Below are 14,154 nucleotides of genomic sequence, written 5' to 3' on the forward strand. Positions count from 1 at the left end.
CAACTACACCAATTTTTCCCCCGCAAAAAACTGTTCCAATTCTTTTAAGGTTGCCTCAGAAGTGGCAATATCTTTTACAATTTCGCCTTTATTTAACACCACAATACGTTCACAAACCTCCGTTACATGTATTAAATCGTGACTAGAAACCAGAACGGTAACATTTTCTTTTGCCGCAAGTTCCTTTATTATGCCTTTTAACCGAATTTGAGTTGTTGGGTCTAAGTTTGCAAAGGGCTCATCTAAAATAACTACCTCCGGACTACCTATAAAACTTGCTACAATTCCAACTTTTTTCTGATTTCCCTTAGATAAATCGCGCAAATACTTTTTCTGACCCAAAATTTCACCATGGAAAAAGTCGCTAAACTGGGCCAGGTGTGCATTAACGTCTGCTCTGTTCTGCCCTCTTAATTCGCCAATAAAGTAGAAATATTCTTCTGGAGTTAGATAACCAATTAAAAAACTTTCATCTATAAATGCTGCCGTAAACGGTTTCCAAGCTTCACTTTGGTCTACTTGTATTTGGTTGTTAACAATATGGCCAGTTGTTGGTTTAATCAAATCTAGAAGCGCACTGAACAAGGTAGTCTTGCCAGCGCCATTATTGCCTACTAGGCCAAAACTTTGACCTTTTGGTATTTCTAGTGAATCTATATTTAACACGGTATTATCTCCGTAGGTTTTTGTAAGGTTAGTGGCTGTAATCATGTTTTTTTATGTTATGGTTGATGCTATTTCTTATTTCTGCTTGTAGGCAAGCAATGTTTTATATTTTTCCTCTTTGTAGATACTTTCTATCATTTTAAAAGCCTTTTCTTTAAAAACGAAGCCTAAAAGCCCTGTTAGGGCCACTAAAACATAACCTATTAGCGGACTCACTAAAAAATGACCAATGGTATACACTATAATTGGTAAAAGTAATTTAGGAAGGGTAAGTAAAAGGGTTTTTGAATTAAAGGCCTGTTTGTCTCCAAATGCTTTTTTGTTAGATGTTAAATCTATAGGCGTTTTTACGTAAGCTCCACCCCACAGTACCATATAGCTATTTACGCCCAAATTGTAAATACCCCCAACTAAAACGGCAGCATATGCTTCCCATCCAAAATAGAGATAAAATATACCTAAAAAGGTAGAGATAACCGTGGCAATGTTCACCAAGTACCACTTAGAATTTAGGTAATCCTTGTATTTTATGTTCTGGCTCATCATCAAAGGATAGTAACTACTGTCCCAACTGGGAACATACTGCCCAAAACCAAACATAAAACCACCGGTTACAAAAATACCCGCAAAAATTTTCATAAAAGGATTATCATAGGCCTCTATACCTCCGGTAAAAAAGAGAAGTCCGTAAAACAAGAACAGAAAACTCATAAGAACTGCTGTTTTGGCCCGTTTGTTTCGGCGTATCAGTTTAATATCATTTTTTAAAAATGTACCTAAAGTTCCGTATTTATTTAACCAATCGTATTCTTGGGTGTTAACGGCTACTGATTTTTTAGCTAAACCGCCATCTAAGTACATCCTGTTTAAAAAATAGTAGAATGCGGCAAAATATAAACCAATTGTTAATATCCAAGGTACAACTGCCGTCCAAGGCAAATCGTAAAAAGCATCGAAAACAGGTTGGGTATACAAGGTAATATCTAACCAGTTGTAATATTGTGCGGCACCCAGTAATGCAAATACGGCCAAAAAGGAATAAAAGACCACATCCCTATTGTTGGCCAAAATATTTATAAAGTTGTTGGCATATATTAATGCCATAATTCCCAAATGCCACCCTAGAACATTTATAAAAGGGTAATCGTTCATCAAAAGAATGATACTAAAGGGTATAAAAAAGAAGGCGTGTGTCCAATTAAAAAACGAACTTACTGTTTTGCCTAAGGTAAAGTTGACAATCTGACTTTTCTTTATGGGTAAATACAGCATCGGTTTTATGTTGGCTACCGGCATTTTTTGCAACATGTACCTAAACGCAAGGTCTACTACCCAATAGTAAATTAAGTATTTGTTTACCACCCTAAGGGGATCTCCTAGATTGGCTTTTTCCAAAAAGAAATAAGCGCCAATACCAAAGCCAAGAAGATAAATAGCTACAAAGAACGCACCTAGACCCATCAAGATTTTTATCCATAATTCGGTCTGGAAAGATGCTTTTCTAAAAAAAGATTTCCATTGAAGGTTTAATAAACGTTTAAACATGGTTGGTGGTTTTGTTTGGTTAATGAGTAGTGAAAAAATATAATTTGTTACACTATGATACCAATTTGTATTCTGGATACACTTCGGACAACATTTCTTCTGCCTTAGCGGGAATTATATACGCACTTAAGATATAAAGCAGTACTGAAAAAACTACTAATGCGGACCATAACAGCAAGCCCCAATTGGTGTCTAATAATCCAAGTGAATTATTAAAATTTAGTACATGAATGGGCAACAAAATTACTTGTAAGAATGCTCCTAGGTTAAATATCAATTCTTCTAACAACCACTTTTTAGGTTTATTATTTAGCTGTTTTTTTAAATGGAATGTTCGGATTAGTGCAACAATGGCCAATACCATAAATAATCCTACTAAAATTTCAAACTTAATGGTATTAAGAATCTCTAACCCTAATATGACATAGAGTAAAAAAATTACACCAACGCCCATGGCAAGCTTAAATAGGCTAAACCATTCAATAGTGTACCGCCAAAGCAGCTTTCTATACTTTTTGTTCATAGCTGCGGTTTTCTTTTCTACCACTTCCATAAAGCCAAACACTCCAAATTTTTTGAATTCCTTTTCCAAGCATAGCTCAAAAGAACGTTCTGGATACTGTTGCCATTGCTTTTCTATTCCTTGCGCCAAATGGTCTACCAATTCTATTTGTACATCAATATGTTCTACATAATGTGAACGCACGAATTTGTAAAGCTGTTCTATTTGTTCTTGTGTCAAAACTTTTTTCATATATAGAAATACTATCGCTTTTTACGCTTTAGCTAAAACCGTATTAGCTTCCTTTCTTTTCAAAAAAAACAATCTTAAAAACGCAAGTATAGAAGTAAGAATAAAGGAAGTCAATAGATTAGCAATTAATGGCCACTGTAACAAAAAATAATTATCATCTACCCAAAGGTTAAAATACAAGTTCATTACATACGAACTAGCTACTAAGGGCCAAGCCAGCATTTCTAGGCTAGAAAATCGATACCTTTTTTTGGGCAACGTACCAAAAAAATAGACCAAACCTGCACCAATTAGCGCAATCCAGATTGATTGCGCATACGGAAACGGAACCGTAGAAAATTTAGTCCATGCATATATAGTTACCACCGCAACGCAGAAACAAACTAGAAACTTAGGAGTTATCATTTCTCTACCAAGAATAAAGAAAGATGTTTTTTGCAACCGTTTTTTATGTAGTTCATAGTCTTTTTCTAAACCTTTTTTATTGATGGCCATATAGGATTTAAAGGCATCATAAAATTCAATATCACATTCTTCCATGTTATTTTCTATTGTACTGGCAACATGGTCAATTAACTCCAAGCGAACATCTAAATAATCAAATCCAGAATTACGCAAATAGTTATCTATAAAATTAAGTTCATCCTTACCTAAAAGTTGTTTCATAACAATTTCCATTTAGGATTCAACAAGGTTTCCATACTACGTACAAATTCTTCTAACTCCGCCAAACGATTCACCGTTTCCTTTTGGCCTTGCTCTGTTAACTTATAGTATTTGCGTAAGCGGTTATCTACTTTGGCCACCTCAACATCTAATAAACCTTCTGCTTCTAATTTATGTAGGGCAGGGTATAAGGCGCCTTCGGTTATCTTAAGCTCGCCTTTTGTTAATTGTTTTACTTTCTGGGTAATTTCATACCCATACATTTTACCCTCCTCGTCTAACAATTTTAGAATAATGGTATTTAAACTCCCTTTGTACAACTTTGAATTTGCCATATCCAAATATACATAAATTTCTTATGCATAAGTTTTTTAGGTATTAAATTTAGTCTTTGCTTTCCGTAGCTTTGCAAAAATTTTATTTGCTATGAGCGATTTTCACCCATTATCCGTTGCTGCAGTAACTAGTTTAACACCAAATTCGGTTGCACTAACTTTTGATGTACCACAAAATCTAAAGGAAACCTTTTCTTTTACGGCAGGGCAATACATCACTATTAAAAAAACAGTGAATGGTAATGAGGTAAGAAGAGCCTATTCTATCTCTTCTGCTCCTAGTTCTGGAAATTTAACCGTTGGTATTAAAAAGGTTGAAGGGGGTACTTTTTCTGTTTACGCCAATGATGAAATTAAAGCAGGTGATGTTTTAGACGTAATGCCACCAGAAGGCAGATTTGTATTTGAACCTAGTAACCAAACAAAGCATGTTGCCGCCTTTGCCGCTGGTAGTGGTATAACACCAATAATTTCTATTGCACAAACGGTTTTAGAAAGCCATGAAGAGAATACGTTTGTACTGGTTTTTGGCAACCAAACACCAGCAGAAACTATGTACCATACAGCGCTTTTGGAATTAAAAGGGCAGTTTAAAGACCGATTACACATAGAATGGGTCTACAGCAAAAGTACGGAGCCCGATTGCCTTTTTGGTCGCATTGAAAAATCTACGGTAAATCTTATTCTTAAAAACAAATTTAAGGATACCGCGTTTGATGCTTTTTACCTATGCGGTCCAGAAGCGATGATAAACACCGTGTCCGATACGCTAAAAGAAGGCGGAGTAGCTGCAGATAAAATTCATTTTGAATTGTTTACCGCTTCTGAAACAGAAGACTCCTTAGCCCAAAACTTAGAAGGTGCTACCCAAGTGGAAGTTCTGCTAGATGATGAGACCTTCAATTTAAACGTAGAAAAGAAAACCATCCTTTTAGATGCCATTTTAAAAGAAGATATAGATGCACCGTATTCTTGCCAAGGCGGTGTTTGCAGTAGCTGCATTGCGCGCGTTACCGAAGGTAAAGCAGAAATGGTAAAAAATCAGATTTTAACCGATGGGGAGATACAAGAAGGTTTAATTTTAACTTGCCAAGCCCATGCCACAACCCCAACTTTAAAGTTAGATTTTGACGATGTGTAAAGCTTAGTTTTTAAGCTGCGTAAATAGTTGTTCAAGATTGGTAAATTCTTTCTTTACCTGACTCACACCTATAGCGCCACCAGAAAATCCAGAAGTTGCTTTAATCAATTGCAACTTGGCTTCGTTTTGACCATTAAATTCAACATACAGTTGTAGTTTAAAGTACTTGTAGAACGCACCTAAAAGTATACGTGCTATTCTATTCCCTTTTTCATAAGTGCCATTGGTTTTATCTCCTTGGATTAACCGGTAACCACGATTCGCCAATAATTGGTGAACTTGATGGGTAAATTCCTCTTGTTCTACATCAGTATAATAAAACGTTTTCTGGTTTTTTACATCAGGATCTCTTTTTGCTAAAACGGCCATTGGTTTTCTTTTTAGTTGGTGTAAAACTAACGCGGTTTACCTCTGTAAAGTATCCCTGAAAACCGGGTTTATGGCTTGGTCTTTTCCAAATAAGTGTCCATAGCAAAATTGGCAGCATCATAGCCAATAGTAAATGCTTTTTCTATCCCCTTTTTGTCTAGAACGCCTATCTGGTCTAATTGAGCTGGTTCTATCAAAATATCGCACTCACAAATTTTTTCCCTACAAGAGGCATAAATCATAAGACCTGTTATACGGCTCGTAAGTTGTAGTGAATTGCTCAAGTCCTTTTTTTGTAATTTACCATTAACCGATACATTACTACCAATGACCAAATCTGCGTCTTGCTCCACATATTCTTTCGGAAAATTGTTCATAATACCACCGTCTGCATACAACACCTTGTCTATTTCCACAGGGCTAAAAACTGGGGTTAAAGCTGCAGAAGCCAGCAGGGGCATAATTAAGTCGCCTTGGTTAAATACCTTTTCTGTTCCTTGTAATAAATCCGTTGCTACCACATGTAAGGGCATGTTCAAATCCTCAAAAGAATCATGCGGGAAAAATTGTTGAAAAACACTAAAATAACGTTCGGTATCTATTAGTCCCGGTTTACCTATGGCAAAAAAACTATACTGGAATAAAGGGGTCTCTTTAAAAAAGGCCAACATTTCGTCTATGCTATTGCCATTGGCATACAAAGCGCCAACCAAGGCACCAATACTTGCACCGGCAACACTCTGGGCTTTTACCTCTCGCTCTTGCAATACTTTTAGTAAGCCAATATGGGCCATTCCACGAATGCCTCCGCCAGATAAAACCAATCCTATTTTCTTTCCAGTTAACATGTAGAAAATTTATAGGTTAAAAGTACTGTTTCACAACTAATTATTTTGTTTTCACACTTTAAAAAAAGGTTTTATATATTTTTTCTCCAGCATTTAAAACCTTAATGAAAACAACTCCGTAGGTAACAAAAAAGAATCAAGAATAGTTTTTTAAGAAAAAACCTGTAATTTGAATTCGTGTATTGCGAACCAATACACCTATTATAGCTTTAGATTGCAAAAAAAAGCCAACCATACCGCCATTTTAGTATTTGCACAAAGTGCGAAGCTAGAAGCCCTGCGAAAACCCATACGTAACGGCGAGGCAGTATTTGATGCTTTAAACAGGCACACGCTTTCCGTAGTGCAGGCATCTGGTTTACCCTATTTAATTTGGGATGAAGAAAAACAAATTGGCAAAACCTTTGCCGAACGTTTTTCTAACGCATTACTGGCCGTTTTTGGCCAAGGCTATAAAAATGTAATTTCTATTGGTAACGATAGCCCTAACTTAACGGTTTCCAAACTTAAACAGGCTTACCACCAAATCTGCAAAGGCAAAACAGTTTTAGGTCCTTCTACGGATGGGGGCTTATATCTAATAGGTATTAACCGAACCCATTTTAATTACAACGATTTTAAACGCTTGCCTTGGGAACGCATTTCGCTTTTTAAACGTATTTCGGAATCTTTTGGCTTAACGGGTCAAATTCATCAGTTAGAAACCTTGACCGATGTTGATTCTGAAGAAGATATACTAAAGCTACTCCAGAAACGTCTAGCCCGGGCTTTAAAAAAAGCATTGATGCTTGGTCTATCCAGACAAGCATCGCCTAAAAACGACACACACCTTAGCTATACAACACACTACCAGTCTACCTTCTATAACAAAGGCTCTCCCCAGTATACCTAAGCTGTCCCCCCAACCTACATTTTAGAAATCTCAACATTACAAATGAAAAATATACTTTTGGGTATGTTATTGTGCGTTTGCGCAATTACCCAAGCACAAATCAATATCAGCGGTACGGTTACCGATGCCAATCTAGAACCGCTACCCTTTGTCAATATTTTACTGGTACAATCTACTACTGGTGCTACTACAGATACCAATGGTAACTTTTCTATGGCACTACCTGCGGAAGGTGGTCAATTGCGCTTTTCGCTTTTAGGTTTTAAGACCAAAACCATTTCCATTACCAGTGCTACCAACAACCTCAACATCATTTTAGAAGAAAGCTCAGAATTGCTTAACGAAATAGTCTTGACCGCACTTGGTTTGGAACGCGAAACCAAAGAATTGGGTTATGTAGTGCAAAGTTTAGATGCACAAGGGGTAACCGAGGTAAAATCGGTGAACTTTTTAGATAACCTTACCGGTAAATTAGCAGGGGTAACCATTAACCAAGGTCCAACCGGCGTAGGGTCATCTAGCCGCATCAGCATAAGGGGCGAAGCTTCTTTCAGTAATAACAATCCATTGTTTATTGTAGACGGCGTGCCCATTAACAACAACACGGTTTTTAACTTTACCAATGAGGCGGCGGCTGGTTTTCAAGAAGTAGATTTTGGAAACGGTGCCATGGAAGTAAATCCAGATGATATTGAAGAGGTATCCGTTTTAAAAGGCCCTAGTGCCGCTGCGTTATACGGCACAAGAGCTGCCAATGGCGTGGTGGTGATAGCTACTAAAAATGGTAGTAAAACCAAAGGATTGGGTATTAGCTACAACACCAGTCTATTTTTGGAAAGTGCTTTTCAGTTGCCCGACTTTCAGAATAGCTACGGCCAAGGAAATTCCGGTCAATTTGAATATGTAGATGGTCTTGGCGGCGGTATAAACGACAATATTACCTACAGTTGGGGGCCGCGATTGGACCAAGGCACTTTGATTCCACAGTTTGATAGTCCTGTGACCTTGGCGGACGGGACTGTGGTTCGTGGTGGTGATACTGCCCTTTACAACGGTTTGCCTATTACGGCAACACCATTTGTTTCTAACCCGGACAACCTCAAGGATTTTTACGAAACTGGAACTACTTTCATCAATAATCTCGCAATTTCTTCGGGATTTGATAAGGGTAGTTACCGTTTGTCTTTTACCGATTTGCGTAGCGAAAGCATTATTCCTGGAGTAAATTTGGACCGCCAAACGGTTGCAGCGCGACTCAATTTTAAACCTACGGATAAGCTTCAGATTAATTCGTCTATTAACTACGTTAATTCGCAAAGCGATAACCGCCCTTCTAATGGTTACGGTTCCGAGAATGTGAATTACTCTTTGGTAGCATGGGGTCCGCGTTCCCTTAATATTGATAATCTAAGGAATTATTGGCAACCCGGCCTAGAGGGCAGACAGCAATATTCTTTTAACTATACTTTTTTTGACAACCCCTTCTTTATTCTACATGAGAATAGAAACTCATTTAACCGGGATAGGGTTTTTGGGAATATATCCGCAAAATATCAGTTTACACCACAACTTTCGGCTACGGTGCGCAGCGGCATGGATTATTCCGATGAAACCAGACAACTGCGCCGCGCTTACAGCTCTAACCGTTTTCAAAATGGAGGCTATGCGGAACACGATGTGTTTTTTAGGGAAATCAACACCGACTTTCTCTTGAATTATACCAATCGTTTTAACGACTTTAAGGTGGCCATTTCTTTAGGTGGTAACCAGTTGGACCAAAAAGCCTTTACGAGCCAGTCCCAAACCACAAGTTTGGCACAACCAGGTATTTTTAGGTTAAGCAATGCCGCATCGCCTGTTGAAGTTTTTGAATTTGAATCCAACAAACGCATCAACAGTTTGTATGGCTTGGCCAAAATAGGTTACAAAGATTTTCTGTTTTTAGATATTACCGGTCGTAACGATTGGTCCAGTGCCTTGGCTACGCCATTTTCGGTAGACAATGTTTCGTTTTTCTACCCATCCGTGTCTTCCAGTTTTATTCTTTCGGAGGTTGCAACACTGCCTTCAGCTATTTCATTCTTAAAACTTAGGGCCAGTTGGGCACAAGTAGGTAACGATACCAATCCCTACCAAACTTCAGGTGCGTTCGTAGCACAGACCCCTTATTTAGGGCAAGCTACTTTTAGCGAACAGAATTTTATTGCCAATCCAAATTTACGTCCGGAGCAAACTTCCGCAGTAGAATTTGGGGCGGATATTCGTTTTTTTGGCGACCGATTAAATTTTGATGTTTCGTATTACGATGCATTGACTAAAGACCAGATTCTTTCATTACCTATTGGTATCGCATCTGGCTTTACTCAGCAGGTAGTAAATGGCGGTGAAGTACGTGCTAGAGGATTAGAAGTTATTCTGAACACTACCCCAGTGGTTACTGATAATTTTAAATGGAACAGTACCTTAAACTTTAGTCGCTCAAGAACTACGGTAGAAGATTTACCCCAAGAAGATGGGCGTTTAACCTTAGCCTATTCCCGTATTTATGATAGTCAAAACCAAACGGTATTTTTACAAGTAGAAGAAGGTGGCCGTATTGGCGATTTGTACGGTACGGGCTATTTAAGAAATGAAAATGGCGATTTTATCCTAACCGAAGAAGGACGTTACATACCAGATAATAACTTACAAAAACTGGGTAATTACAATCCAGATTTTATGCTAGGGTTCAACAACCAATTCAGCTATAAAAATTGGGATTTAGGCTTTCTTTTAGATTGGAGACAAGGCGGTATTGTAGTATCTCGTACACGTGCCTTGGGTAATGTGGGTGGTCAATTGGCAGAAACCGCTTTTAGGCCAGAAGAAGGTATTGTGCCACAAGGAGTGGTTAACACTGGAACGGCAGAAAACCCCATTTACGTAGAAAATACGGTAGCCGTAACCCCAGAGAGTTATTACCGCCAGTTTTATGACCGTAACCATGAGGAAAACAATGTTTATGATGCTTCCTTTTTAAAATTACGGCAAGTAGTCTTGGGCTACACTTTTAAAAACTTGAGTTTTCTGCAACAGAATGCCAGTTTACGCGTATCGTTAATCGGTCGTAATCTATTTGCGATTACAGAAAATCCGCATTTTGACCCTGAGCAATTTGCCGTTCAAGGTAATGGATTTATTGGTGGCGTAGAAGACATGTCCTACGCCACCACAAGAAGCATCGGTTTTAAAGCAGGTTTTAATTTTTAAGAAGGTATCCAAATGAAAAATAGAAATAAAACAATTAGTATATTATTTACTTTGGTGCTTATTACTGGTTTGTTCCAAGCTTGTACCAAAGATTTTGAAGACATCAATACTAATCCCAATCAGCCTATTGCTGTAGAACCCAATTTGCTGCTGCGCCAAGTTATTTATGACTATGGTGAGCAAATGTCTTACGAGGGTTTTACCGCTGGTAATTTGTTGGGGCAGTATAGTACGGCCTTAGATTTTAATCTTTTTGACCGTCACGATTTAAAATCACCACAGTTGGGTGGTAATCCTTGGCCCATTATTTATAAAAATCTAAGGGATAACGAGACTATCTTGGAATTGGCTCTAGAAAATCCTACCCATGAAGTTTATGAAGGTCCGTCTAGAATTTTAAAAGCCTATATGGCAATGACATTGACGGATTTATTTGGTGATGTTCCTTATTACGAAGCTTTCCGAGGCGATGCAACCACGGTTACCCCAGCCTATGACCCTCAAGAAACCATTTACCTAGGGGAAGAAGGCATACTGGATAATCTGGATAAAGGCATTGCCGCCCTAGAAAATTATGAAGGTGCTATTGCTTTGGAGGGCGATATTTTATTTGAGGGCGATTTAAATGGATGGGTTCGCTTTGCGAATTCTTTAAAACTAAAAGCTTTGGTGCGTATTGGTAGTCAGCAAGACCCTAGTACGGAATTGCAGGCACTGTTTGATGCTGGAAATTTTATCTCGCTGAATGAGGAAAACGCGGTGTTCGACTTTACCAACGGAGAACCCAATAATTTTAGGTTGGCCCGCTTGCGTGTTGGCGACTTTAACAATTTTGTGCTTTCCGAAACTATGGAGGACCTATTAAAGGATTTAGAAGACCCACGTATAGCCACCTTTTTTAGGCCCTTTGCCAATAGCGATTCCGAAGATTTTAATGGGTTACTTAACGGTATCGATGCCTCACAAACTTCCATTAACCTAGCGGATTATTCTTTAGCGGGAACCACTTTCAGGGAGGAAACTGGTAGGTTGGATGCAAACTTTATGACGGCATGGGAAACTAATTTTTTATGGGCAGAAGCAGCCGAACGTGGATGGATTACCGCCAATAGTGCGGAATTATACAATACCGCCGTGACACAAGCCTTCATCTATTGGGGCACCGATTTACCTGAAAATTATCTAACAGGGCCTGCCGCTTTATCTAATGGCGATGCCTTGCAGCAAATCATCACCCAAAAATGGATTGCCAATATAATTAACGGGTATGAAGGTTGGATCGAATTTAGAAGAACTGGCTTTCCGCAATTGCAAACCATCTCGGCCAGTTTAAATAACGATTTAATTCCTGTTCGTATGCCTTACCCAGCAGAGGAGCAGGCACTAAACGCAGAAAATTACCAGACCGCAGCAGCCAATACCAATGATAACAGTATAAATGCCCCTGTTTGGTGGGATAATGAATAACATGCAGCCCTATTTAGACATATCGCTATTAAACCTTAACCCTGGCAGTATTGGTGTACTGCAATGGGGTTTGGTGCTTTTGTCTAGCTTGGCTTTCATCCTATTATCACCGTTAGCTAAAAATACCGAACAGTTTTTTAAAGCGCAAGTCAATCATAAAGCGCCCAATACCTTTATGCTCATGGGTAGCTTGGTTATCTCTTGGATTTTTGCCAAGAGTATTACCAATGCGGCTAACTTAGGTTTGGCCTATGGGTTAGTTGGTGGCGTAGCTTATGCAGCTTACTATCTTAGTTTTATAGTTGCCGGTTATGTTATTTATCACATGCGGACTAAAGGTGGATTTACCAGCATACATCAATTTTTGACCACCCGTTTTGGCAAAGGCGCTATGCTCTTGTTTTCGGTACTTATCGCTATTCGGCTGTTTAATGAAGTCTGGAGCAACACCATGGTCATTGGTTCCTATTTTGGCGAAATGGGTAGTCTACCTTACTATAGTTCCATTCTTGTTTTTACAGTTTTAACCTTAGCTTACGCCCTAAAAGGAGGCTTGAGCAGTAGCATTTTTACCGATGTTATACAGATGGTACTGTTTGCTATTTTACTTTTTGTGGTACTAGGCACTATTTTTTCTTCGGAAAGTGATTTTACGCCGGCTACAGTAGTTGCTTCTGGCGAATGGAAATGGGAGATGGGAGTAAACCTTCTCCTAGTGGCCGTACTACAATCATTCAGTTATCCATTTCACGACCCGGTGTTAACGGACCGTGGCTTCATCAGCAAACCAAAAACAACCCTAAAGGCTTTTTTATGGGCAGGATTGGTTGGTGGTTTATGTATTATACTTTTCAGTATAATCGGAGTTTATGCACAACATCAACATATGGAAGGACAAGCAGCGGTTCAAGTGGCTAGAGCTTTTGGCGCCATTATCTTATTGGTCATTAACTTTATTATGATTACCTCTGCAGCCTCTACTCTTGATTCTACCTTTTCTTCTTTTTCTAAACTGGCTACCCTAGATTTAAATTTAGGTACAAGTTTAAGCTTTGGAAGATGGGCAATGGTGGTCATTGCCATTTTGGGTACGTTACCCATTTTTATGGATGCGGAAATTTTATCGGCCACCACCATAAGTGGTACTATGGTTATTGGCCTGACTCCCGTTTTTGTATTGTGGAAAAAAGAAGTCTCTTCTACTAATTATTACTTAAGTGTTATTGGCGGATTGGTCTTTGGTTTCTTATTGGTTTTTGGGGTATTCCCTAAAGCCCTCATTTTCACCCATGGTAAATATGCCGATTTACTTTGGGTTAATTTTTGGGGTATTCTCGTATGTTTCCTCTTATATTTAATACCGCTATGGAGAAGAAAATAATGCATTTGGAGGTCCAAACGGACCGTGTACTGGTATTTGGCGGGGTCTACAGCAACCTGCAGGCCCTACAAGAGCTTAAAAGCATTGCAAAAGCTGAGGGTATTGCGCCAGAACACTGTATTTGTACTGGCGATATTGTAGGTTATTGCGCACAACCAGAAGAAACCGTTCAGTTGTTTCGCGAATGGGGCGCAATGAGCATTTCGGGCAATGTGGAACAGCAATTGGCAGAAGGCAGTGACGATTGTGGCTGTGACTTTACCGAAGGTAGCCGCTGCGATGTATTTTCCAGAACGTGGTTTCCATTTTCAAAAGAACAGTTGTCTCAAGATTCCATAGATTGGATGGCGACGCTTCCAGAACATCTAAAATTTAGCTTTGGTGGTAAAAAAATAACCGTTGTACACGGTTCTTACGAACATGTGTCCGACTTTATATTTGAGTCTACTTCCCTAGAAAAAAAACAAGCTGGCTTTAGTGCATCGCAAAGTGATGTTATTATAGGTGGTCATTGCGGATTGCCATTTCATCATGCATTTGAAGATAAATTGTGGTTGAACCCAGGCGTTATCGGTATGCCTGCCAATGATGGTACACCACGGGTTTGGTACTTGCTCCTAGAATTGGTAGATGGCCAAATAAAATATACCCATCGTTCTTTTGAATACGATTACCACACAGCAAAACAACTGATGCACCTCAACTTTTTACCGGAAGCTTACGCTGATACGTTGCAGACCGGACTTTGGGACAATATGGAAATCTTGCCCGAACTAGAAAAAATGGCGCAAGGTATTCCTATCGATTTTAATACAAATTCAAACATAAATAAAAACACAAA

12 protein-coding genes and 1 pseudogene are annotated in these 14,154 nt (G+C 38.8%); 6 read left to right on the plus strand and 7 right to left on the minus strand.

Annotated features, from left to right (window positions below):
* Positions 1 to 3: 3 nt before the first annotated feature.
* From ACXAGS_RS01475 to ACXAGS_RS01495, 5 genes are read right to left on the minus strand one after another with little or no spacing between them, the layout of a single operon-like run.
* A complete protein-coding gene (locus ACXAGS_RS01475; RefSeq protein ID WP_474903943.1) occupies positions 4 to 711 on the minus strand; it encodes an ABC transporter ATP-binding protein in 708 nt (235 codons plus the stop codon).
* A 30-nt stretch (positions 712 to 741) separates the two neighbouring features.
* Entirely contained in the window at positions 742 to 2,211 is a 1,470-nt protein-coding gene (locus ACXAGS_RS01480) for a DUF5687 family protein (protein ID WP_474903945.1), read from the minus strand.
* A 52-nt stretch (positions 2,212 to 2,263) separates the two neighbouring features.
* Entirely contained in the window at positions 2,264 to 2,965 is a 702-nt protein-coding gene (locus ACXAGS_RS01485) for a hypothetical protein (RefSeq protein WP_474903947.1), read from the minus strand.
* A gap of 21 nt (positions 2,966 to 2,986) precedes the next feature.
* The gene (locus ACXAGS_RS01490) at positions 2,987 to 3,631 is read right to left on the minus strand and encodes a hypothetical protein (RefSeq protein WP_474903949.1); all 645 of its coding nucleotides are present in this window, start codon (positions 3,629 to 3,631) and stop codon (positions 2,987 to 2,989) included.
* Positions 3,628 to 3,966 (minus strand): PadR family transcriptional regulator, encoded by a 339-nt coding sequence (locus ACXAGS_RS01495; protein WP_474903950.1) that lies wholly within the window; start codon positions 3,964 to 3,966, stop codon positions 3,628 to 3,630. The genes ACXAGS_RS01490 and ACXAGS_RS01495 overlap by 4 nt, the downstream gene beginning before the upstream one ends.
* 91 nt (positions 3,967 to 4,057) lie before the next feature.
* On the opposite strand from ACXAGS_RS01495, the gene ACXAGS_RS01500 reads away from it, so the two are divergent.
* Positions 4,058 to 5,107 (plus strand): 2Fe-2S iron-sulfur cluster-binding protein, encoded by a 1,050-nt coding sequence (locus ACXAGS_RS01500; RefSeq protein ID WP_474903951.1) that lies wholly within the window; start codon positions 4,058 to 4,060, stop codon positions 5,105 to 5,107.
* 3 nt (positions 5,108 to 5,110) lie between these two features.
* On the opposite strand, the gene ACXAGS_RS01505 is transcribed toward ACXAGS_RS01500, so the two are convergent.
* Positions 5,111 to 5,476 carry a hypothetical protein gene (locus ACXAGS_RS01505; RefSeq protein ID WP_474903953.1) on the minus strand — a complete coding sequence of 122 codons (366 nt, stop codon included), beginning with the start codon at positions 5,474 to 5,476 and terminating at the stop codon, positions 5,111 to 5,113.
* 68 nt (positions 5,477 to 5,544) lie between these two features.
* The gene (locus tag ACXAGS_RS01510; protein WP_474903954.1) at positions 5,545 to 6,324 is read right to left on the minus strand and encodes a patatin-like phospholipase family protein; all 780 of its coding nucleotides are present in this window, start codon (positions 6,322 to 6,324) and stop codon (positions 5,545 to 5,547) included.
* Positions 6,325 to 6,493: 169 nt separating this feature from the next.
* On the opposite strand from ACXAGS_RS01510, the gene ACXAGS_RS01515 reads away from it, so the two are divergent.
* From ACXAGS_RS01515 to ACXAGS_RS01535, 5 genes and pseudogenes are all read left to right on the plus strand, one after another.
* Positions 6,494 to 7,216 carry a TIGR04282 family arsenosugar biosynthesis glycosyltransferase gene (locus ACXAGS_RS01515; protein ID WP_474903956.1) on the plus strand — a complete coding sequence of 241 codons (723 nt, stop codon included), beginning with the start codon at positions 6,494 to 6,496 and terminating at the stop codon, positions 7,214 to 7,216.
* 42 nt (positions 7,217 to 7,258) lie between these two features.
* A complete protein-coding gene (locus ACXAGS_RS01520; protein WP_474903957.1) occupies positions 7,259 to 10,465 on the plus strand; it encodes a SusC/RagA family TonB-linked outer membrane protein in 3,207 nt (1,068 codons plus the stop codon).
* A 12-nt stretch (positions 10,466 to 10,477) separates the two neighbouring features.
* Entirely contained in the window at positions 10,478 to 11,932 is a 1,455-nt protein-coding gene (locus tag ACXAGS_RS01525) for a SusD/RagB family nutrient-binding outer membrane lipoprotein (protein ID WP_474903959.1), read from the plus strand.
* Position 11,933: 1 nt separating this feature from the next.
* On the plus strand, positions 11,934 to 13,313 hold the full coding sequence (locus ACXAGS_RS01530; protein WP_474903961.1) for a sodium:solute symporter: 1,380 nt from the start codon (positions 11,934 to 11,936) through the stop codon (positions 13,311 to 13,313).
* Positions 13,313 to 13,927, plus strand: a pseudogene (locus tag ACXAGS_RS01535) (metallophosphoesterase family protein); the annotation flags it as partial. The gene ACXAGS_RS01530 and the pseudogene ACXAGS_RS01535, both read left to right, overlap by 1 nt.
* Between the last annotated feature and the right edge of the window lie 227 nt (positions 13,928 to 14,154).

The sequence above is a fragment of the Croceivirga sp. ABH4_376 genome, assembly GCF_056160685.1.